Consider the following 22,316-nt stretch of genomic DNA (forward strand, 5'->3'; position numbering starts at 1 on the left):
AGAGATGCCTGATAGTAGCACGCCTTGACCCAGATAAGCAACGCCTCAGCATGGGCCCCGATATCAAAGGGTGTGGGGTTGATGCCTACTCCTCAAGGGCCATGGAACAAGTGACTGGAACGTCTGCAAAGTAGACGGGTCCTGTCCCGCGCAGCAAGGTTGGCGACCAGACCCGCTCCTCCTCGGGGGAGGCAGCGTCGGGGCGTGGTGAGCATACCGGAGCCTAACCACGTCACTAGCCTCTGGCCTCTTCGTCGTGCTCATCGCCATCATGGCACCATCACCGGCTGCTGAGTGGTTGAGGGGCCTGAACGGTTACTCCGGTAAATCTATTCGGCAATCCATCTCGTTGTTCGCACGCCCACGGTGGCCTGCGAACAACTCGACCTGTGCTTCTGGCATGATTTTCAGGTTTGCGTACCCAGTTCATATAAAGATTTAAGGATTATGAGCCGGTGTCAAGAAGTCTATCTTTCGCTCGATAGAGGTGAACTTAACATTCAGGCTGGTTAGTTGTAGTCGCTGAACGATGGGCTTGGAGTCGAAAATGGTTCAAGTTCCTGTTGAGTTGTCCCGATGAAAGCGTAAGACCATAGAGCCTAATGGAGAGAGAGCAAACTGTCCACGTGGACCGCAACGCTAGTGGTGCTTTGAGGTCGTTGGAATATGGAACGCTAGGCTAGTTGTGGGCGTATCCGCAAGCGAGGCACGAGGGCAATTGTCTTCCTCAGGTCGATTCTGCAAGGCTTCCTGAAAGGAGGCGGATCTTGCTGTGGCAGTGGGGCATCGAGGATGAAAAGGCATGGAACCTCCATGTCGAGGGTATTAATGCGCTTTTTTCAGAGTGGGTGAGGCTAGCAACGAAGGCCGTAGAGGACGACGCTTCGTTATTCGGCGACTTATCGCTTGAGTTCCAAACGGCTGACTGGTTCCATTCCCACTTGGAGGCATATCGATTAACGTTTTGCGCGTCTCCGGAGACTCCGGCCTCGCGTGATTCCGCACGTCGAGTTGGCTTTGCGCACATTTACGCTCATGTCCCTCCGTCGGTTTACGTCGGACTGTACAACCTGATGTTCTCTGGCTATCATGCGTTGGAGGCGGATCCTCAAGCTCCCGATCTGCCACCGCTTCTTACGGTACGTCGGCGTTGGCTCTCCGACATGCAGACAGCATTAGATACGTATGCTTCCGCCCTAAGCGGTCTTGTGTCCTCGTGGAGTTCTTTGGCCTCGATTGACCCATTAACGGGTACACTCAACCGTCGTGGACTATGGCAGCACATCACCTCTGATATAGCCAGTCCATCAAGTCCAGCCGCTTTCATCGTATGGGATCTCGACCATTTCAAGACGATCAACGATAGGCATGGGCACCCTGAGGGGGATAGAGTCCTACAACAGTTGGCTGCGCTTGAGCGGAGGCAATCGCGAGTAAACGATGCTCTAGGAAGGTTGGGTGGTGATGAATTCGTCTGGTGGGCACCTGGCCTTCTCGATCGGGTTGCGTTGTGTGAGCGGATACAGGGATTTGCGAGAGTTTTGTATAGGCAAGAAGGTATGACGTTTTCCGCTGGCGTGGCTCGGTATCCCCTTGACGGCACAACGGCAGATCATCTATACGCAGCTGCGGATGCCGCCCTGTATCGCGCTAAGCATGCGGGCCGTCGGCGTTGGTGTATGGCTGGGACCGAAGCCGTCTATCCGACATTACGGAGTTGAGCGACTGAACTGATGAGTTGCTGGCCGGACTTGTGGATGGATTACCGAGTCATAGTTCCATAAGATCAGCTTCCAGTACCGGCGCTCATGGGTCTGACGCGCTGCCCTCCAAGGGTGGTTGGTTCAAGCTGAAGGATGCGCACGTCGCTTAGGCGTTTTTGCGAGAGCAGCGGGTTTACCAATGGCGACTTGCGACTGTACCAGAGCACACATGATGTCCAGCAACGCAAAACTGCCCGAGAATTGGAGTGCCTCAAGGTCCAAAGTCAATATGATCAACCAGCTTCAACCCGGGGTCTTCATGAGTCAAATCCCCGTAGGCATACGATAGCATCACGATAGATACCCAACTATTCATCGAACTGGGTGACCAGCTTGCGATCCGTCGGGGCATAATGATGCGATAGCCGCTAAGGTAGGTCATCACGAAGGGCAGATCCGCCGCCTCAACTAAGCCATCGGAGCCAAGACAAATTATCCCAAGGCAAGCCGACCCGCCCCCTCGGAAGCTGGTGTTGGCTATCCACTCGCAAGCTGGCATGGCAAAAACGTCGACAACCAACAACCTGCAGATCTGAAATTCGCGTCTCTATCTCCGTCGCATGAGTTGCCCTTGAAATTACACATTTATGTCAATGTCCGGACAAAGTCAATCAGATTGCACGAGGAGACAAGACAGTGAAAGGACCGATGACGTTACTTGGTGGCGCAGTATTAGATACCAGCACGACGCCCTTCGTAACACGGCCTGGAGTAGCTCCATGCGCAAGCACGCCGTCGCCTCTCAAGCCAGCAGTACAAGCTCGACTGGAGAGACTACCTCGCAACAGGTGCATCGGGCTAGGTGACCGCTGGTGCTGGCACAACTGCCTACGGCTCTGCGTCGTATAGCTCAAAGGTTGTCGGGTACACCAACCATTGGCGGCGGTGGCGATTACCTGGTAGTTGCTGATGGCAGAATCTATACCTTGAACCAGGGCCCAGATGTGCGTGCAGTTTTGATGTCCGTCACCGTGCAATTACTTGGCCGTAGCTATGCACTATTGCATGTCCGCTAACACGGGTCGTCTCTAGCCGCTCGCCAGCAAACATCCGAGTTGCGCTGCAATGATCGCCAGCGAACAGCGCATCCGGGATCGTCTAGACATGACGAAGGCAGGTGGGCCAAGGATCACCGGACCAACCTGCCGATTCGCAAACTCATTATTTAGAGCAACGTATATCTAAAACCACATCTGCCTAAAGGACGATGACCGCGACTTAGTTCGAGGTCTCCGAGAACGCCTCTTCATCGTCGGCTGGCAGCATCCCATGTGTCAGGCCATCGACTACTGTACCGTTCACCTTTTCGCGGATCTTCTGATCGAGTTCAGCCATCAACTGAGGATTCGCCGCCAGAAACGTCTTTACATTTTCCCGACCCTGGCCAAGCTGCTCACCCTCGTAGGTATACCATGAACCCGACTTCTTGATCAAGCCAAGCTCTACCCCTACGTCTAGAATCGAGCCCTCACGTGAGATACCTTGACCGTACATGATATCGAACTCCGCCTGTCGAAACGGAGGCGCACACTTGTTCTTCACAACCTTGACCCGCGTGCGCGAACCAACCATCTCGGTGCCGTCCTTGATGATCTCCACCTTACGGATATCGAGCCGAACCGATGAGTAGAACTTCAGTGCACGGCCACCCGGAGTCACCTCTGGGGAGCCATACATCACACCGATCTTCTCGCGCAACTGATTGATGAAAATGGCAAGCGTGTTGGTGTGATTCAAATTAGCGGTGAGACGGCGCATCGCCTGCGACATGAGGCGCGCCTGCAGTCCCACATGTGCGTCTCCGATGTCGCCCTCGATCTCCGCGCGCGGTGTGAGTGCGGCGACCGAGTCTATGACGACAACATCGATCGAACCTGACCTGATAAGGACATCACAGATCTCGAGCGCCTGCTCTCCATAGTCAGGTTGGGAGATAAGAAGACCATCGATATCGACACCTATCGCCTGGGCATAAACCGGGTCGAGAGCATGCTCGGCATCGATGTAGGCGCAGTTACCGCCAATGCGCTGCGCCTCCGCTACCACATGCAAGGCAAGCGTCGACTTGCCTGAACTCTCTGGACCAAAAATCTCCACCACCCGTCCACGTGGAAGTCCTCCAACGCCGAGTGCAAGGTCGAGAGCCATCGCCCCAGTCGAGACCGACTCTATCGCCATCTGCGGAGCCTCGCCCATCCGCATGATCGAACCCTTACCAAATTGCTTCTCAATCTGGGCGATAGCTATATCAAGTGCCTTATCCCGTTCCACAGTTCCTCCTCATCAACGCTTACCCATAGACTAGATCGACGCTCTGACAACTAGTACATTTGATCGCATACATTCTTACGCACACAACCTTGACACGCTACTGAGCTTGGCTTGCCTCGTCATCAGACTCCAAGCAAGTACGGGCCTAGGCCGCTTAGAAAGCGGTAAAACCACGTCCAGAGCCACTCAACGTAAGTCGGATCAAGTCGAGCGCGGTGGCCGTCGCGTAGGTACGTATCCTCTCACGATCTCCGAGCAACTGAACCTTTCGTGCCTCCGACCGCCCCCGATAGCTCATTCCAATCCAAACCGTACCAACGGGCTGGTCCTCAAGCATCTCTGGGCCAGCTACTCCGGTGGTCGCGATACCAATATCGCTACCGATCAGCCGTGCCACCCCCTCGGCCATCATTCGTGCTGCATCCTCAGACACCACCGAACTCGCCGTAACCCCGAGCAGCTGCTCTTTGACCGCTGTGGCATAACTCACCACGCCACCACGGAACCACTCCGAAGCTCCAGGAACGCGCACGAGCTGGGAGGCCACCATCCCTCCGGTGAGCGACTCAGCCACAGCAATGCTGACGTGCTCGGCGATCGCTAGTCGAGCGACTACCGACTCGAGGGTATCCTCGTCAACCCCAAATACGTAGTCGCCAAGAAGTTGCCGGGCACGCTCCTCCTCGCGACCGAGCAGCTCAAGAGCCTCGCTCTCGCTGGCGGTACCGACGGTGAAGCGAACCTTAACTCCCTCGATTCCGGAGGCGAGAAAAGCAATGGTTACGTTTGAACCTTCAAGCTCATCGAAGCGCGGTGCCATCAACTCAGCTAGACGTGACTCTCCCAACCCCCAGGTTCGGAGCACTCGTGATCGAATGACGGTGGCGTCGTTGCGTCGAAGCCGCAACTCGGTTAGCACCTCGTTGGCGAGCATATCATCGAGTTCATATGGAACCCCAGGGAGGGCGAATATAACCTTGTCCCCTACAGGAACGATCAAACCAGGCGCCGTGCCTTTGCGCTGCTCTATGACGGTCGCACCCTCTGGAACCATCGCCTGCCGGTAGTTGTTAGCTGACATCGGGCGACCTCTGGCGGCAAAAAGCTCCTCAATAACGGAGCGCACACCGGGATCTTCGTGCAATCGCCGCCCAGATACCTCAGCAATCGCCTCCCTGGTGATATCGTCCTGGGTCGGCCCGAGCCCACCACTCGTGATGACGGCGTCAGCATCTTCGAGCGCGAGTCTGAGTGCAGCTACGATACGATCGTGATTGTCTCCCACCTTGAGTTGAAGGTATGAGGAGAAGCCGTTCGCAGCCAGCGTCTGCCCAATTCGTGCGGAGTTCGAGTCTACGATCTGACCAAGCAATAGCTCGGTGCCAATCGCGACCACGGCTACCTTCAACGAAGCCTACGCCTTGATGCTTTTGGAGTCAAAGAAGTACTGAACCGCACTCACGAGCGCAAGGGCCACGGCAATCCAGGCTAAAAAATTGATGGCCGGGCGGTCATGCTCGCCAATGTAGGGAATAAGCGCGAGGCCAATAACGACAATCTGAACCAACATCTTCAATTTGCCGGGTATCCGCGCTGGAAGGCTCTTGCCAGACGCCAGCACCTGGGTACGATAGACCGACACAACAATCTCTCGAAGTCCCATGATGAGAATTGGCAGACCATCGACACGATGGAGGATAAACAGAGCGCCAAAAGCTGCAAAGACCAGAATCTTATCGGCAAGTGGGTCCAGAAAAGCTCCAGAGCGCGTCACTCCCTGGCGACGAGCGATGTAGCCATCGGCACTATCAGAGAGTGCGAGACCAGCCCACAACCAAAATGGAACTATTGAGGTTGGAGAGGAGACAAGCAACACCACAAATACAGGCGCAAAGCATATCCGCAGCACCGTAATGGCATTCGCGGGCGTTGCTATGGCAGAGGGACCATAGATAAGGCGCTGTGGACTAGACATCTGCGATCAGTTTACTAGCTTTACACAGGGGATGTAGCGCATCAAGCGCTCACTTCTCGCCGAGAGTTATAAGACCTTCGAGATCAACAGCGAGCGAACGAACCCCGTAACCGAGTCCGCTCGAGTCCATCGCCTCCTCCACCCGTTGATGTACTCGTTCGACCCCATCGACATCGGTAAAGCCAACACAGATAGTGCCGGCACCTGACCACGACGCGCCTAAGCATCCCGCCTCCAAAAGCATCGCCAGCAGTTGGCGTGATTCAGGAAAGGCAGCGGCGCGTGCCTCCTGGTGGAGTTGATCCTCAAAGAGCTCGGGGACTAGATCCTCAACATGACCAAGCGATACCGCCAACAGTGCAGCACGAGAGAGGTTAAAAACCGCATCGCCAAACGAGACGGTCTTGGGCAAGAGTCGCCTCGCGGCCTCAGTCGTAAGCCGATCCGGAGGGATGATAACGACAAGCCTCAGCAGTGGATCGACAGCGATACGCCGAATCACCGGTCCGCTAGAGGCCACCAGCGCAGCCACTCCACCGCCATAGTATGAGGCAGCCACGTTTTCAGGATGACTCTCAAAGTCAAGGGCTACCCCCAGAGGATCAGGGTGACCAAGTGCAGCTGCGACCCCTAAGGTCACCGCAGCCGAGGAACCGAGCCCTCGTGCAAGTGGTATCTCCGAATCGATGATCAATCCAACACGGTCGTGGCCGAGCACTTCGATCACTAGTTGATGGATCAGATGGTTACCGACAACCGTCTCCGAGGATCCCTCGCCGTGCAGCTCAACCTCAAAGGAGTCTGCCTGATAAGCCTTAGCAGTCAGAAACAAAGGCACCGCAAGCGCCAATGTATCAAACCCCGGTCCTAGGTTCGCCGATGAACCTGGGACTCGGACACTCTTGAATCCCATCACGTCACATCCCTTGTACTAGAAGTGGGTCAACCTCCACACAATCGACGGATGTGCGACGGCGTTGGCAACCTTCAACGGAACTATCTTAAGCTGCTCGCCCACGGTCAGGGTCGCAGTACCTACCTTGGCCCCCGCAGGCAGTCCATAGACCGACTTCACCAAAGTGGGTGTGAACGACTCCGATAGTCCCGGCCATCCGATCTCAGTCACCGTCTCGGCTGCCACCACAGGATCAGGACGAGCACCGGGCACATCAAGATAGCCGACTACCTGTCCTTTACGTAGGACCGTCTCTTGCCGAGGAATCGACTGCAGCGACTTGGCCATCGCCTTGCCGTCGTTGAGCGCATTCGTCAGCGGCTGCACCCCGCCCACGTCCAAAATGGTACCGAGGCCCAAGAGTTGTGACTGCCCTAGCTTGATCTGCGTAGCCATTGCAAAGTTTCCTGTCAGTATGGATCCGGTCTTTGCACCTACGATGTTGTCGTGACCGAGGACATAGTTTACGTTATAGACCGTACCACAGACTGGCAGGGTCACCTGAGGCATCGACGCTATGTTGGCCAATACTGGATTCGCCATGAACTGGGCCTCGATCTTCAACTGGTCACTGGGTGTGGAGAGCGTTGACGGAGTCACGCCACTCGGATCACCATAATGAGTATGGTGCAGCCCTAGGCTCTGGGCGTAGCTATTCATCTCAGTCACAAACCGACTCACTGAGCCTGCATCCCATTGTGCCAACATGGTAGCTACGTTGTCTGCTGAAGGTATCAGCAGCAACTCAAGCAGCTGCTCTTCAGAGAGGACCTCGCCTGGCTTAATCGCACCGACCGAATCTCCAGCATTCTTATCGTTTAGGTATATCTGATAGTCCGCATTGGTGATAGTCAACTTAGGACCACTCTCTCCAAGCGAGATCGGATGGGCCTTAAGCGTCAGCAGTGCGGTAGTCATCTTAGCGACCGACGCTATCTCCGTCTCGTGGATCGTTCCATGTTGGCCAAGGAGGCCGACACCCATGATCTCAGCAGCTGCCTCAGCCTTGGATGGCCACGCCACCGTCGGTGGTGTTCCCGGGATAGTGGAGGATGATGCGAGCGAAGGCGTATAGGTCGGATTCGGGACTCCACGCACCAATTGGACGATCGATACCAGTCCTAAGATCAGGATCAGGACTAGAACAGCGACGAGAAGACGCCGAAACAACATCGTAGAATTCCGTCCGGAGTAACTCCGACGGCTACCCTTCGTCGACACCCACTGGTCACCGCGCGCCATTCACGTCCTCCATTTTGTTCCGCCTGTATGCGACTTGTCCGTACCTGTCAAGGCCAACCATCATAACCGCCTACAACCGCAATTTGGTGAGAGGAGCATGAATCTATCCGAGCGTTTTACCGAGCAGCAACTAAGCGAACCGACAATACCTGGTGACATCCTCCCCGACCTTACGGACGGGGTCTTCCGGCAATCTTCGATAAACAAGCTCTACGACACTCAGACTAGATGTCGAGCTCTTCAAGCTCCTCAACGGTCACCAGGACTTGACGCTGTTTCGAACCGTCAGCGGGCCCGACGATACCACGATCCTCCAACAGGTCCATAAGTCGACCGGCGCGAGCAAATCCAACCTTGAGCCTTCTTTGCAACATCGACGTCGATCCAGCACCAGTCTCGACGATTAATCGCGCAGCCGTGGAGAAGAGTGGGTCCACCTCAGCAGCGAGGTCACTCTTGGGCCGACCGGTATCCTCTACCTTGTCGAGCTCGTCAAGGTAGGTCGGCGCCCCCTGACGACGCCAATGGCCAACCACAGCGGCTACCTCATGCTCTGACACCCACGGCGCCTGCAGTCGACGTGGTTGCGAGCTGGTGGCGGTCACCATCAAGAGATCACCCTTGCCAACGAGCTTCTCCGCTCCGAGCTGGTCGAGTATGACTCTAGAGTCGGTCTGGGAGGCGACAGCGAACGCAATCCGAGAGGGGACGTTCGTCTTGATAACGCCGGTAATCACATCGACAGACGGTCTCTGTGTGGCGATGACCAGATGCACCCCGACTGCTCGAGCCTTTTGGGCAATACGACAGATCGAGTCCTCCACATCGCGCGGAGCTGCCATCATGAGATCGTTGAGTTCATCGATCACCACCAAAATATACGGAAGCTCTTCTGGTGGCCCTTCGTCTGGATCGTCAGCTCCTGCGGACAGTGCGATGAGCTCGCGATAACCAACGATATCTCGCACCCCCCAGTGAGCGAGAATATCATAACGTCGCTCCATCTCCTCTACCGCCCAATTCAGCGCATGAGCTGCCTTCTTGGGGTCGACCACCACACTAGTCAGTAGGTGAGGCAAGGCGTTATACTGCGATAACTCCACTCGCTTTGGATCGACAAGGATAAGTCGCAACTCCCGCGGGGTGTTACGAACTAGAAGGCTGGTCAACAGCGAGTTAATCAGCGATGACTTGCCCGACCCGGTCGAGCCTGCCACCAGCACGTGAGGCATTGCAGCGATATCGAACACCGCAGCTGTGCCCGAGATATCACGACCAAGCGGCACATCAAGCACCTTGGTCGCACGTTCCATCTGAGGGCTGGCCAACACGTCTCCGAGTGTCACTACCTCACGCACCCGATTAGGCACCTCGACGCCAATGGCGCTCTTACCTGGGATCGGTGCCAGAATTCGGACATCGGTCGCTGCCATCGCATAGGCGATGTCCCGTTGGAGCGCTAGCACTCGTGCAACCTTGACGCCCTCAGCCAATTCGAGTTCGTAGCGCGTTACCGTCGGACCTATCGTCATATTGGCGACCTTAACGGCGACGCCGTGAGAGCCAAGTGCGCTCTCAAGCACCCGACCCCGTCTCTCTAGGTCCCCACGGTCGATCTTGGCACGACTCCCCCGCTTCAACAACGACTGCGAAGGAAGCCGCCACGGTCCATCCTCGCGTACCTGATGCAACGCAGGTTGGGATGCGAGCGCATCGACGAGCATCGGCTCCTCGATCGGTATCGGCTCTGGTGTTATCGAAGACGGTGGCACTCGCTCGCCAACGACCTCCGGGGTATCGACAGGTTCCTGGTCCGGCGGGGCGTCGCCAACTCCCTTGGCGCCCCTGCCTCCTCGAGTACGCTTGGGTTCATCGTGCTGAGAGAGAGAGGAGCGCTTAGCTCTTGGAGCTCGAGTCTCAGATGTGTCACGCTCACGGGTAGCGCCCAGACGCGTTACGATCCAGTCCATCGACTCTCGTGGTTTGAGACCTGCCAGCCCAAGCACGCAGACGATAGCGATAAGGGCGAGGACGATCGTACCGCCGATCGATCCCGCCAGCCTCGTAGCAGCAAAACCTACGATATCACCCACGACTCCGCCATAACGAGACCCCGGTAAAACCAGATTATGGGTTGCACCCAGCTCTACAGCGGCATCGATCGAGGCGATCGCTATGACCACTATGCCCGCGAACAACAGACTAAAGCGTGGCAATCTTCTGTACTTCATCACCACCGCGAAGCCGATCACCGCTGCCACGACATAGACCACCCAGGCCAGGACACCCAGGAGATCATGACCAAGCCCTAACAGCACCCGTCCGAGTCCACCGAAGAGTCCGCTGTAGGCAACAATACCCAAGAGAAGGGCACCGACGGCCCAGACGAGGCCGGTCGCTTCGCGTGACCAGTGAACCTGCGTAGTCGACGATGGCCGCGACCTAGTAGGGCGACCTTTGGTGGATGAGGGCTTCTTCGCCGTATTAGATCTTCCGCGCGACGACGTTGCCACTCACACCTCGATCACAAGTGGGACCACCAACGGTCGGCGCTTGGTCTGCTCACGAACGTACTTGCCTACACGCCGCTTCAACTGATCCTTGAGGTGACTGACACCTTGATCGGGGCGCAACCCAACCACGGTAGCCGAGACGACATCACGAATCGCAAGGAGCAGGCCCTCTTCGCGCTCATCATGGACCCAACCAAATGAGAAGATCTCCGGATCTCCGACCAACTGGCGCCCCTCGGCCATTGTGAGTGCCGCTACCACGATGCCATCAGCCGATAGGCTGCGGCGGTCCCTCAACACACTGGCGTTGATGTCTCCAACCTTGCCATCCACATAGAGGTAGTCTCCCGACCGAGACTCACCCCATGCTAGGCCCTGCTCGCTCAGTAGTACCTCATCACCATCATCACAAATACGAGCCTCGCCAGCCACCGCACCCGTGGTGAGCGCCAGCTGGTGATGTGCAGCAAGATGCCGATACTCACCATGGACTGGTATGAAGAACTCCGGGCGCACCAGTGTGATAAGCAACTCAAGCTCATCGCGTCGGGCGTGGCCGGATGAATGGACCCTACGAACGGACGGATAGATCGCACGCACACCGAGCCTCGCGAGCTGGTTGATGACCCGATATACAGCTGACTCATTGCCAGGAATCGTGTCGGAGGAGAAGATGACGGTATCGCGATCGCCCATCTCAAACCATGGGTCCTTTGCAAAGGCCAACCGATGCAACGCCGACGAATGCTCGCCTTGGCTGCCGGTAGCAATAACACACACCGAGGCAGGGTCTAGATCGTCAATAACCTCGACATCGACAAACCCCTCGAGTGCACCAGCAGGGAACAAGCCAAGCTGATCAGCGAGTTTCACGTTGCGTTGCAATGAGCGCCCAACCAGGCAGATCTTTCGCCCTGAGGCGCGACAGGCCGCCATAATCTGCTGGATTCGATGGAGATGGGATGCAAAACATACGACCGTCAATCTACGGTCCTGATTCTCGGCGAACACCTCGGAGAGTACCAGGCCAACCGAACTCTCAGAGTTCGACGACCCAGGTTCGTCAGCGTTGGTTGAATCTGAAAGGAGTAACCGAACTCCCGCTGCTCCCAGTGTCGCCATACGATCAAGACCAAAAGCCCTGTGGTCGACTGGTGTGCGATCGATCTTGAAGTCGCCGGTATGGAGGATCAACCCCTGTTCGGTCGAGACCACAATAGCTGTTGCACCCGGGATCGAGTGGGTCACGGGAATAAACTCGACATCGAACGGTCCGACCCTCACCGATCCGTAGTCGTCTATCTCGTGATAGCTAATACCCGAGACGCCGGACTGCTCAAGTCGCGAACGAGCGAATGCCAGCGTGACTGGGGACCCATAGATCGGCATAACACGCTCACGCAACAGGTGTGGAAGTGCACCTATATGGTCCTCATGTCCGTGAGTTACAAGTACCCCATGGAGATCTAGATCGGCCTCGATCAGATAGCGATAGTCGGGCAGCACCACATCAACGCCAGGCATATCCGCCTTCGGAAACATGACTCCACAATCGATAACTACCGCATCTCGCCCCTGGGTAATGACCAGACAGTTGCGCCCAATCTCACCCAACCCACCAAGAAACCTCACCGACACCAGCTGTGGAGTAGCCGCGCTGCTATTCATTGATGAGACCTACTCCTTCGTCCGCAAGGTTATCACGTAGCTCATCGTAGAGCTTTCTAGCATCGGCGATTAACTCCTCTGGAGGATCGATCAGTGGTGACCGCGTGTAGCCTGCACAGACCCCAAGATGAGCCATCATTGCTTTGGTTGGTATTGGGTTAGGATAGCGCTCACTGCTCTCAAACTCGTAGCTTGGGACCAGGATGCGATTCAAACGAATCGCTCGTTCGAGGTTACCACCTACGGCAGCATCGACAAGCGCCTGAAAACCAAGCCCAGCCCAGTGCGAAGCCACCGAGACTACGCCAACCGCACCCAAACTGAGAAACGGCATCAGAAGCGAATCATCACCGCAATAGACCTGTGCCCTACCCTCTATCAATCCAGCGAGCTTGCCAAGCCGGGCAACATCTCCCGATGCATCCTTGATCGCCACAATATTTGAGTGCTCCTCCAGCAGCGATAGAAAAGTAGGGATCTCTATCCGACGTCCAGTGCGAGCAGGGATATCGTAGAGCATCACCGGCAAGGCCGTAGCTTGCGCGATTGCACCGAAATGCCGAATCAGTCCGGCCTGTGGAGGTCGATTGTAGTATGGTGTCACAGCCAAAATGCCATCAGCTCCAACCTCCTCCGCGTCCTTGATCAAACGCAATGAGTGGGCAGTGTCATTGGTGGTGGCGCCAGCCAAAACTGGACAATCCACTGCTTGACGAACCAAGTGCCAGAGCTGTCGACGCTCGGCATCCGAAAGCGTCCCAGATTCACCTGTAGACCCGGTGACAACGAGACCATCAGACCCGTTGGCCACCAGCCAACGCGCCAGGTTTACCACACCCTCCTCATCTATCTCTCCATCAACTCCAAACGGCGTACCCATCGCGGTCAACACAGGACCAAATCGCGCCAGCATCAGCGGCTACCTCCACTCTCTCATCACGATAACTCCTGGCACCAGAACTCCTGGCACCAGAACTCCTGGCACCAGAACTCCTGGCACCAGAACTCCTTGCGCACTATCTCCTTGCGCACTATCTCCTGGCGCACTATCTCCTGGCGCACTATCTCCTTGCGAATCACGTCCTGACACAGGCACCCTCTGGTTGCCATCAATCCTGGCCAAGAAAACCATCGATCCCAACGACCAAGCGATCGAGTCCGGTAACTCGATCTACAGCCAACAAAACTCCTGGTACAAATGAAGATCTGTCATGGGAGTCATGACGGATCGTCAGCGTCTGGCTAGCGGTTCCAAAGATAACCTCATGGTGCGCAACAGCCCCACGAAGACGCAGAGAGTGGATGCGTACATCCCCATCAACCACACCACCTCGTGCACCCTCAACTTTTAGATTACTCGTCCTATCTTGAAGAAATCCGGGCTGGTTCGCCACTCTGCGTGCATCGGTAATCCTCATAGCAGTCTCAAGTGACGTTCCAGATGGCGCATCAACCTTCTGGTCGTGATGTGCCTCCACAATCTCCACGCTCTCAAAAAAAGGCGCACACATAGCAGCACAACGCATCATCAGAATGGCACCTATCGAGAAGTTGGAGGCGATCACGCAACCCACACCCTCGAACGCCTCACCTAGGCGTCTCATCTCGTCGTCGGTAAATCCAGTCGTTCCCACCACCGCTGGTATCTGGGCCTGAGCAAGCTTTAGCAGATTATGAAAGGAGGCGCGCGCCTCGGTAAAATCTATTACCACCTCCGGCGCCTCGGAGATCAACGCCTCGACGTCACGACGGGCGATGAGCCCGGCTGCATTCCTTCCGAGCATCTGACCAAGATCAATCCCGGCGAGCTTCGGGTCTACAGCTGCAACCAGCTCATACCCAGGCTCCTCGAGAATCGCGCGACATACGCTGGAACCAACCTTACCACCCGCACCGAGCACTCCAATTCGCATGTCAGTCATGCTAGCGGGAGCTTCAACTAAGCCACGATTGCAGAGTCACAGCCGTCAGCACCTTCGACGGTCTCCATCCTCAAGGTTGCCCTATCGAATCCAATTTAACTGTATGCATCTGCTCGAGCAACCGATCCCAGCTCCGCCTGCACCTCATAGACGAACAAGAATGACGACTGTTGATCTCCCCCAACCTAGAGCCAAATCCAGCAGCCACAACCTTGCGACCCACTGCTACCAAAACATAGCTGACCCGGCACAGAAGGCCGGGTCAGCTTAGATCAACTCTACCAAAATCAGCTAGCCGAGATCGCCGATCTCACGCGCCAGCTCGGTCTCAAAGGAGTCCTCGAATGAGACGCGATTCGACGGTGCAGCAGCCGCAGCTTGCTTGCTGACAGGAGCAGCAGTGCCGGTGGTATCACTAACACTAGAGCTAGCGCCAGTGTTCTCATCGATCAACGACAGAGCCAGCTTGCCTGAAGGATCGATCTCGTCAACTCTGACCGAGATCTCTTGATTGAGCTCCAGTACGTCCTCTACTCGGTCGACACGCTTGCCACGCCCCAACTTGGAGATATGAACAAGACCATCGCGACCGGGAAGAATGTTGACAAAGGCACCGAACTTGGTGATTCCGACCACCTTACCAAGATATACAGCACCCAAGGTAGCCTCAGGTGGATTCAGGATAAGTTCAATGCGTCGCTGAACCTCCTTGACCATCTCGCCATCCTTGGAGCCGATAACGACGCGACCAACGCTGCCATCATCATCAACCGAGATATCACACCCCGTGTCGAGCTGCATGGCGTTGATGTTCTTGCCCTTTGGACCGATGATCTCACCAATCTTATCCATTGGGATCTGGATGGTGACTATGCGAGGCGCCGTCGCGGCTACCTCTGCGCGAGGGGCAGAGATCGTCTGCTCAATGACGTCGATAATCTGCATACGTGCTGTGTGGGCTTGCTTGAGTGCAGAGGCAAGGACATCCGCTGGAATACCATCGATCTTGGTATCTAGCTGCAGTGCCGTGACAAAGTCACGAGTCCCTGCGACCTTGAAATCCATGTCTCCGAAGGCATCCTCAGCTCCGAGAATATCGGTGAGGGTGACGTACTTGCCATCCTCATAGATCAGACCCATAGCAATGCCGCCAACAGGAGCTTTGATCGGAACTCCTGCATCCATGAGCGACAAGGTGGATCCACATACCGAAGCCATCGAGGTCGAGCCGTTGGAGCTTAGTACCTCAGAAACGAGACGCAAAGCATAGCTAAACTCCTCTTCGGAAGGTACAACTGGGGCGAGCGCGCGCTCAGCAAGTAGCCCGTGACCGATCTCTCGACGCTTAGGACCGCGCATAAACCCAGGCTCACCAGAGGCAAATGGCGGCATATTGTAGTGGTGCATGTACCGCTTTGAGTCCTCGATGCCGAGCGTATCGAGCTGCTGATTCATGCGTGGCATCCCAAGAGTACACACGTTGAGCACCTGAGTCTCTCCGCGTTGAAACATCCCAGAACCATGCGCAGTAGGAATAAGTCCAACGGTGGCCGACAAAGGTCGTATCGTTGAGGTATCGCGACCATCGATGCGAACTCCATCGTTGACGATTCGTTCACGTACAACAGCCTTGAGGAGCGAACGAAGCGCAGACTTGATGGCGCCTGCCTGATCCTCGAACTGCGAAGAGAGGGCCTCTTGAACCTCTGCATTGATGCTCTCGATCGCGGTGGCTCGCTCAAGCTTGTCCGCGATGGCATTAGCAGTAACGAGCCTGGCACGAGCCGCGGTTTGAACGGCTTGCGCAATCTCATCGCTGTAGTCCGTTACCGGAGTCCAACTCATCGGCTCTCTTGGGGTAGCCTTGGCGATCAGTTCTTGCTGCAGAGCTATCGACTCAGCTATCCAACGCTTAGCCTCGACAAGTCCGGCTGCGACGACCTCCTCCGTAGGGATGGCACCCTTAGACTCGTAGGCCTTCCAGGTAAACTCCGTGCCTCCAGCCTCAACCATCATGACGGCGACATCGGAGCCGTCACTAGTCATGCGTCCAGCAACGACGAGCTCGAATGAGCTCTCGTCACCCTCTTGATAGGTCGGGAACGGTATCCATCGTCCGTCGGCCGCCAAAGCGATGCGCACCGCTCCTATAGGTCCTTGGAACGGAATACCCGACATCATGAGCGCCGCCGAGGCAGCATTGATAGATAGAACATCGTGCGGATTGATCAAGTCGGCACCGAGAATGGTGACCACCACGTGGACATCGTTACGAAAACCATCAGGGAAGCAAGGACGCAACGGACGATCGATCAATCGACACGTCAAGATGGCCTGATCGCTGGCGCGACCCTCTCGGCGAAAGAACGAACCTGGGATTTTTCCAGCGGCATACATCCTCTCCTCAACGTCCACCGTGAGTGGGAAGAAGTCGATACCATCCTTTGGCTGCTTGCTAGTGGTGGCCGTTGCGAGCACCATGGTATCGCCAAGCTGGGCCACAACAGCTCCATGAGCCTGAGGGGCAAGAAGTCCGGTTTCAAAACGAATCAGGGTATCCATACCCGTGAACTGACGCTCGACACTGATTGCCGACATATTTCTCCTTATTTACGATTGCTGATTCTGAAGCAAACGCGACTAACGGCGCAAGCCAAGACGGGATATCAAAGTACGGTAGCGCTCAACGTCTTGGTCACGCAGGTAGTCGAGAAGTCGTCGACGCCGTCCAATCATCATCATCAGTCCACGGCGCGAGTGATGGTCACCCTTGTGCACCTTGAGATGCTCAGTAAGCTGAGCTATCCTGTCGGTAAGGATGGCGACCTGAACCTCTGGGGAACCGGTATCACCCTCACGAGTCTGATAGCTCGTAATGACATCTTGCTTGGTCGACATACGTAGTCATTCCTCTTCTAGATCTGGACCCGCCAGATTGACGTTTAACTTACAAGTACGGCGACCATCATAGCGGCTCAGAACGAACAAGACGGCCAGGCCTCAACTGCTGCCACTGCATCTTGGACATCACGCTCCATTTGCTGCCGAAAGACGGCTTCAGAGTCAAAGACCTGCTGATCTCGAAGCTTTGCAACGAAAAGGACTGGAATCTCGCGTCCGTAAAGATCCTCATCCGCCCCAACGATAAAGACCTCCAACAGTCGAGCGCCTCCGTCGGGGTAGTACATAGGTCGTGTTCCAAGCGAAATCGCCAATGGATACCGCTGTTCACTAAGGTAGGTGTAACCTGCATATACCGCATCAGGCGGCCTCACAAACCCATCACCTAGACTAACGTTCGCGGTCGGGAAACCGAGGGTGCGACCCCTTCGATCGCCCGATACAACAACCCCTTCGAGCCCAAAAGGGTGTCCTAGCAGAAGGTTGGCAAGATCTAAACGACCCTCCTGCACGAGAGATCGAATCAGTGTCGCCGAGACGACTGTGGAGGCTTCGAGCGGTGTTGAGTCGTCTACCTCCCCGACGGTCAACAGACGCGAACCATGCACTGTGAACCCAAGACTCGTTCCCTGTTGCTCGAGGTCGGCTATCGAGCCTGCACCTTTGGCGCCGTAACTGAAGTTCTCCCCGACGTAGACCGCCACCGCTGACAGCGTATCGCCCAACACCTGCTCAACGAACTCGGCTGGTGGTTGGGCTGCCCGCTCTTGGTCGAAATGGAGAAGATAGAGCACATCAACGCCAAAGGACTGGAGCAGTCGATGACGAATCAGCGGACCCATCAGCAGACGCGGTGCACGATCGGGCGCAAACACCCTCATCGGATGTTGATCAAAAGTGACCACCACCAGAGGCAAGGATCGTCTTTCAGCCTCAGCACGAGCCTCTTTCAGTAGCTGGAGATGGCCCCGATGGAGTCCATCAAACGCGCCGATGGTGACCACCGATCCGTCGAGAGAATACGACGGTGACGTCGAACTCAGAACCTCTATCATTGAGCCACCTCTTCTGGTACAACTCGCAATGGCATCAGCCTATCGGCCTCACCTCTATAGATTCCTACAAGTCGCTGGTACTCAGGTTCCGGTCCGGCAGCAAGGACGACTACCTGTTCAAAGGCGGTGAGCTCTCTCGGCCGGTCGAGTGGGTGACCATGGCGTGCCATCCTGAGGATCTCCTCATCTATCTCGTAGCGCCCGAAGCTTGGGAAAACTGCCGATAGGCTTAACCGATCCTCTCGCTCGATCGACATCGGGTCCTTGGCAGCATCTAGAGTAACCTCTCCGATCGACTCCCTTCGAAGCGATGACAGCGTCGCTCCCGTCTCCAGAAGCTCACCAAGATCCCTGGCGATAGAACGAATATACGTTCCTGAAGAACAAGCAATTCGTAGCTCGACATCGAGGAATGGACCCGACCTAGTAAGGCCGAGGAGCTCAATATCGTGGATCACCACCGAACGGCGCTCTAATGTCACCTCTGAACCAGCGCGGGCGAGCTCATATGCGCGTACTCCATTAACTTTGAGAGCGCTAAATGCTGGTGGGAGCTGTTGAATCGGGCCCTTGAACCTTTGGAGTGCTCGCCGCACCACTTCGGCGTCAACTCCGGCAGGCACCGGCCGAAAACCCTGGATTGACCCGGTGATGTCGAGGCTGTCGGTTCTCAATCCACAACGCACTACTCCGCGATAGACCTTGTCAGCGCCGAGCACAAAAGCAAGCAAACGAGACCAAGATCCGACGGCAACGATCAATAGACCAGAGGCTAGAGGGTCAAGGGTTCCACTATGACCTGCTTTACGCACCTTGAGCTGCCGTTTGGCGATACTCAGCGCCAGCTGGGAGGTTATGCCAACCGGCTTATCGATGGCGTAAAACCCACCTGCCTCAGCCACCCGGTTACCCAAGCTGTTGATGGTGACGACGGAGGACGGCCTCAATCTCCTCAGATGCTGCCAAGACATCATCGACGACGAACTGCAGCTGCGGGGTACGCTTCATCCTCACCTGGCGCGCGATAGCCGCCTGTAGCTCGATGCGATGTTCATCAAGGGCGAGCTCCGCCTCTTCGGGAAGCGAGGCGAAAAAGACCAACGCGGAGCGCAGATCCGGGCGAACTCGCACCTCGGTGATGGTTAGCAGCTCTACTCGGTCATCGATATCGCCAATTCGCTCCAGCTCCCAGGCTACTACCTCCTGTAATAGCCGAGATACTCGATCGACTCTCTCATACCTGTGCGAACCCCTTGTAGCCATTCGTCAGCTACTCCCTAGCGATCTCACGAAGCTCAAAGGTCTCGATCAAGTCACCGGCGTGCAGATCCTGAAAGTCAGATAGTCCGACGCCACACTCGAAGCCTGCATTGACCTCGCGGACATCATCCTTGAATCTCCGCAGCGAAACAACGTTTCCCTTCCAGAGAATCACACCATCACGCAGGAAACGTACATGCGAACCCCGGGTGATGACGCCGGAACGGACATAACAACCCGCAATCGCGCCGACCCTTGGAATCCTGAAGACCTCGCGCACCTCGGCCTCGCCAGTTACGATCTCTTCGTACTCTGGCTTGAGCATACCGACAACAGCCGCCTCAATATCCTCAATCACCTTGTAGATGATCTCGTAGGTGCGGACTTCGACGTGGGCTAGCTCTGCCGCCTCGCGAGCCCGTCGATCTGGACGCACGTTGAATCCAATGACAAGCGCGTCAGAGGCAGCCGCTAGGGCCACATCGTTCTCGGTCACACCGCCGACGGCCTTGTGGATGATAGCAAGGCCGACTTCGTCACGACCTAGCTTGCCAAGAGCGTCTGCGAGCGCCTCAAGACTACCCTGTACGTCCGCCTTTAGAATGATGTTCAGCACAGGAACATCACCCTTTTGAATCTGCTCGAACAGATCCTCTAGCTTGATACCGGAGCTTCCGATGGCCCGATTCGCATTTGCTGCTAGCCGTAGTCGCTGCTCACGTGACTCGGCAACCTCTCTTGCGCTCGCGATCTCGTTGGTAACTCGGAACTGGTCGCCAGCACTTGGTACCTCTGAGAAACCAAGGACCTGCACAGGAACCGACGGTCCAGCGATGTCGACCTTGTTTCCACGATCATCAACCAGTGCCTTGGCCTTGCCCCAGGCTTGACCCGCAACCATGGAGTCACCGACTCGGAGCGTACCCGACTGAACGAGTATCGTGGCCACAGGCCCTCGTCCGACATCGAGGTGGCCCTCAAGAACAGTGCCGCGCGCATGACCGGTTGGGTTGGCGTCCAACTCCAACACCTCAGCCAACACCAATATCTGCTCAAGCAGGTCGTCAATCCCCAAGTTCTGCAACGCTGAGATCTCGACGACTATCGTGTCTCCACCCCACTTCTCCGGCACAAGATTGTACTCAGACAACTGTTGGAGCACTCTGTTGGGATCGGCGTCAGCTCGATCGATCTTATTTAGCGCGACGATAATCGGAACTCCAGCTGCCTTGGCATGATCGATCGCCTCAATAGTCTGTGGCATGACACCATCGTCAGCAGCGACCACCAGGATGACGATATCGGTCACCCCAGCTCCACGTGCACGCATAGCGGTAAACGCCTCGTGTCCAGGTGTATCGATGAAGGTCACCTGTCCGCCGTCGAGTTCAACCTGATAGGCGCCGATATGCTGAGTGATTCCCCCTGCCTCACCGGCTACCACATTTGAGTTGCGGATTCGGTCGAGCAGTAAAGTCTTTCCGTGGTCTACATGTCCCATAACAGTGACGACAGGCGGACGAGCCACTACTGCGTGCTCATCCTCGGTGTCATCGACGTCTAGATAACGCGCCGCGAGCATCGCCTCCTGCTCTTGACCAGCGTCAACCATGCGAATCTCTGCGCCAAGTTCAGCGGCATAGAGCTCGATCATCTCGTCTGATAACGACTGAGTCGCGGTCACCATCTCGCCTTGGAGCAGCAAGAATCTGATCAGATCTCCGGCTGAGCGGTTGAGTTTGGGACCAACCTCTTGAGCTGTGGAACCACGCTCGATAATAACTTCATGATCTGGTATCGGTGCATTCGAAGGAACGTAACTCGATACCGTCGTAGGCTCGAGCTCTTCGTACTCTTTACGAGACACTCGCTTCTTGGACTTAGGACCACCACGGCCACGACCACGAGGTGCCGGCATCGGCCCCCCTGGACCACGCGCAGGGGCACCCCTACCTCCACCTCGGGGTGGGGGTGAACCGCGGAACCCTCCCGGAGTGGATGGACCTGAGCCTGTGCCCGGACCGGTACGCGCACCAGCCTGATCGCTACGTGGCGGACGATCATTTGGTCCCGTCGGACGGGCCGGGCGATCGTCGGGTCGACCAGTTCTCGGCATCGGCGGTCTCCCTCCCTCACGTGGAGGGCGAGCCGGTCGACGACCGCGAGGATCAGGGTTAGCCGCTGGGCGAGGTGGTGGCGGAATCGGGCGCCCCGAGAATGAAGTGAGTGGCTGGGGTTTACGAGCCGGAGGAGGTGGCACCGGCTGTCCAGACGGCGAAACCGGCGCGGCCTTCGGACGTGGAATCGCCTGTTGTTCGGTAGCCTCACGGGCAAGCTTGCCAGCGTTAGCAATCGCTACACGTTCGGCCTCTTCGCGCTTGGCAGACTCTTGCGCAATCACTGCAGCAAGGTCTCTCTTGTCCTCCTCGTCCTGAGGTTTTGCCTCTACGTGTTCCACGGGGGCTTCAGATGGAGCGGTCACGGGAGGCGCAGCAACAGCCTCTTCTGGCTCCGAGGGGGTACTCTGTGCCTCAGACCCATAGATGCCGATTCCCTCACGCTGGGCACGCCGACGTACGCGATCCGCGTGAGCCTCCTCAACACTAGAAGAGTGCGATTTGACATCTATCCCAAGCGCAAGACACAAGTCAAGTGCCTCCTTGTTGGAGAGGTTCAACTCCTTCGCAATCTCATAAACTCGTAACTTCTTAGCCAACGACGAAACCTGACCTCCACTGTATCGACTCAACGCCCACGTCGCCTGAGTCACTTGCAATCTCTATCATGCCCT

19 protein-coding genes are annotated in these 22,316 nt (G+C 56.3%); 2 read left to right on the forward strand and 17 right to left on the reverse strand.

The genetic code is table 11. The features are described from left to right. Positions 1–767: 767 nt before the first annotated feature. Entirely contained in the window at positions 768–1,721 is a 954-nt protein-coding gene (locus FEAC_RS03995; RefSeq protein ID WP_052565505.1) for a GGDEF domain-containing protein, read from the forward strand. Positions 1,722–1,974: 253 nt separating this feature from the next. On the opposite strand, the gene FEAC_RS04000 is transcribed toward FEAC_RS03995, so the two are convergent. Further along, the gene (locus tag FEAC_RS04000; protein WP_035388781.1) at positions 1,975–2,262 is read right to left on the reverse strand and encodes a hypothetical protein; all 288 of its coding nucleotides are present in this window, start codon (positions 2,260–2,262) and stop codon (positions 1,975–1,977) included. 313 nt (positions 2,263–2,575) lie between these two features. On the opposite strand from FEAC_RS04000, the gene FEAC_RS04005 reads away from it, so the two are divergent. Further along, entirely contained in the window at positions 2,576–2,779 is a 204-nt protein-coding gene (locus FEAC_RS04005; protein WP_035388782.1) for a hypothetical protein, read from the forward strand. A 202-nt stretch (positions 2,780–2,981) separates the two neighbouring features. Here the strand turns inward: FEAC_RS04005 and recA are convergent, their stop codons facing one another. The 16 genes from recA to infB all read right to left on the reverse strand — a co-directional run bounded on the left by recA (position 2,982) and on the right by infB (position 22,274). Beyond that, positions 2,982–4,034, reverse strand: coding sequence for a recombinase RecA (gene recA, locus FEAC_RS04010; protein WP_035388783.1), 1,053 nt, complete (start codon positions 4,032–4,034; stop codon positions 2,982–2,984). 154 nt (positions 4,035–4,188) lie between these two features. Continuing rightward, positions 4,189–5,442 (reverse strand): competence/damage-inducible protein A, encoded by a 1,254-nt coding sequence (locus FEAC_RS04015; protein ID WP_035388784.1) that lies wholly within the window; start codon positions 5,440–5,442, stop codon positions 4,189–4,191. Between the two features lie 6 nt (positions 5,443–5,448). Continuing rightward, on the reverse strand, positions 5,449–6,009 hold the full coding sequence (locus FEAC_RS04020) for a CDP-alcohol phosphatidyltransferase family protein (RefSeq protein ID WP_052565509.1): 561 nt from the start codon (positions 6,007–6,009) through the stop codon (positions 5,449–5,451). A 49-nt stretch (positions 6,010–6,058) separates the two neighbouring features. After that, positions 6,059–6,922 (reverse strand): homoserine kinase, encoded by an 864-nt coding sequence (locus tag FEAC_RS04025; RefSeq protein WP_052565510.1) that lies wholly within the window; start codon positions 6,920–6,922, stop codon positions 6,059–6,061. 18 nt (positions 6,923–6,940) lie between these two features. Continuing rightward, positions 6,941–8,206, reverse strand: a complete 1,266-nt coding sequence (locus FEAC_RS04030) for a D-alanyl-D-alanine carboxypeptidase family protein (protein WP_052565512.1) — start codon at positions 8,204–8,206, stop codon at positions 6,941–6,943. 224 nt (positions 8,207–8,430) lie between these two features. Further along, entirely contained in the window at positions 8,431–10,719 is a 2,289-nt protein-coding gene (locus FEAC_RS04035; protein ID WP_052565514.1) for a DNA translocase FtsK, read from the reverse strand. After that, a complete protein-coding gene (locus FEAC_RS04040; protein WP_035388785.1) occupies positions 10,720–12,387 on the reverse strand; it encodes a ribonuclease J in 1,668 nt (555 codons plus the stop codon). Next, positions 12,380–13,300 carry a 4-hydroxy-tetrahydrodipicolinate synthase gene (gene dapA / locus FEAC_RS04045; RefSeq protein ID WP_035388786.1) on the reverse strand — a complete coding sequence of 307 codons (921 nt, stop codon included), beginning with the start codon at positions 13,298–13,300 and terminating at the stop codon, positions 12,380–12,382. Before dapA ends, FEAC_RS04040 begins: the two co-directional genes overlap by 8 nt. A gap of 23 nt (positions 13,301–13,323) precedes the next feature. Further along, positions 13,324–13,449 (reverse strand): hypothetical protein, encoded by a 126-nt coding sequence (locus FEAC_RS16065; protein WP_269078248.1) that lies wholly within the window; start codon positions 13,447–13,449, stop codon positions 13,324–13,326. Positions 13,450–13,496: 47 nt separating this feature from the next. Then, positions 13,497–14,300, reverse strand: coding sequence for a 4-hydroxy-tetrahydrodipicolinate reductase (gene dapB / locus FEAC_RS04050; protein ID WP_035388787.1), 804 nt, complete (start codon positions 14,298–14,300; stop codon positions 13,497–13,499). Between the two features lie 300 nt (positions 14,301–14,600). Continuing rightward, positions 14,601–16,907, reverse strand: a complete 2,307-nt coding sequence (locus tag FEAC_RS04055; protein WP_052565516.1) for a polyribonucleotide nucleotidyltransferase — start codon at positions 16,905–16,907, stop codon at positions 14,601–14,603. A gap of 42 nt (positions 16,908–16,949) precedes the next feature. Beyond that, positions 16,950–17,207 (reverse strand): 30S ribosomal protein S15, encoded by a 258-nt coding sequence (rpsO, locus tag FEAC_RS04060; RefSeq protein ID WP_035388788.1) that lies wholly within the window; start codon positions 17,205–17,207, stop codon positions 16,950–16,952. 77 nt (positions 17,208–17,284) lie between these two features. Continuing rightward, complete coding sequence (gene ribF / locus FEAC_RS04065) at positions 17,285–18,265, reverse strand: riboflavin biosynthesis protein RibF (protein WP_052565517.1); 981 nt, start codon at positions 18,263–18,265, stop codon at positions 17,285–17,287. After that, on the reverse strand, positions 18,262–19,167 hold the full coding sequence (truB, locus tag FEAC_RS04070) for a tRNA pseudouridine(55) synthase TruB (RefSeq protein ID WP_160290327.1): 906 nt from the start codon (positions 19,165–19,167) through the stop codon (positions 18,262–18,264). The genes ribF and truB overlap by 4 nt, the downstream gene beginning before the upstream one ends. Before the next feature lie 4 nt (positions 19,168–19,171). After that, the gene (locus FEAC_RS04075) at positions 19,172–19,528 is read right to left on the reverse strand and encodes a ribosome-binding factor A (RefSeq protein WP_035388789.1); all 357 of its coding nucleotides are present in this window, start codon (positions 19,526–19,528) and stop codon (positions 19,172–19,174) included. Between the two features lie 7 nt (positions 19,529–19,535). Next, positions 19,536–22,274, reverse strand: a complete 2,739-nt coding sequence (infB, locus tag FEAC_RS04080) for a translation initiation factor IF-2 (RefSeq protein WP_052565549.1) — start codon at positions 22,272–22,274, stop codon at positions 19,536–19,538. Positions 22,275–22,316 lie beyond the last annotated feature (42 nt).

This window comes from Ferrimicrobium acidiphilum DSM 19497 (assembly GCF_000949255.1).
Taxonomy (GTDB): domain Bacteria; phylum Actinomycetota; class Acidimicrobiia; order Acidimicrobiales; family Acidimicrobiaceae; genus Ferrimicrobium; species Ferrimicrobium acidiphilum.

Bases quoted from the DNA above. Each gene is read 5' to 3' on its own strand.
- FEAC_RS04020 (WP_052565509.1), bottom strand. From the start codon at position 6,009: ATGTCTAGTCCACAGCGCCTTATCTATGGTCCCTCTGCCATAGCAACG.
- rpsO (WP_035388788.1), bottom strand. From the start codon at position 17,207: ATGTCGACCAAGCAAGATGTCATTACGAGCTATCAGACTCGTGAGGGT.
- FEAC_RS04075 (WP_035388789.1), bottom strand. From the start codon at position 19,528: ATGGCTACAAGGGGTTCGCACAGGTATGAGAGAGTCGATCGAGTATCT.
- FEAC_RS04055 (WP_052565516.1), bottom strand. From the start codon at position 16,907: ATGTCGGCAATCAGTGTCGAGCGTCAGTTCACGGGTATGGATACCCTG.
- FEAC_RS04000 (WP_035388781.1), bottom strand. From the start codon at position 2,262: ATGCCAGCTTGCGAGTGGATAGCCAACACCAGCTTCCGAGGGGGCGGG.
- dapA (WP_035388786.1), bottom strand. From the start codon at position 13,300: ATGCTGGCGCGATTTGGTCCTGTGTTGACCGCGATGGGTACGCCGTTT.
- dapB (WP_035388787.1), bottom strand. From the start codon at position 14,300: ATGCGAATTGGAGTGCTCGGTGCGGGTGGTAAGGTTGGTTCCAGCGTA.
- FEAC_RS04030 (WP_052565512.1), bottom strand. From the start codon at position 8,206: ATGGCGCGCGGTGACCAGTGGGTGTCGACGAAGGGTAGCCGTCGGAGT.
- FEAC_RS04040 (WP_035388785.1), bottom strand. From the start codon at position 12,387: ATGAATAGCAGCGCGGCTACTCCACAGCTGGTGTCGGTGAGGTTTCTT.
- ribF (WP_052565517.1), bottom strand. From the start codon at position 18,265: ATGATAGAGGTTCTGAGTTCGACGTCACCGTCGTATTCTCTCGACGGA.
- FEAC_RS04025 (WP_052565510.1), bottom strand. From the start codon at position 6,922: ATGGGATTCAAGAGTGTCCGAGTCCCAGGTTCATCGGCGAACCTAGGA.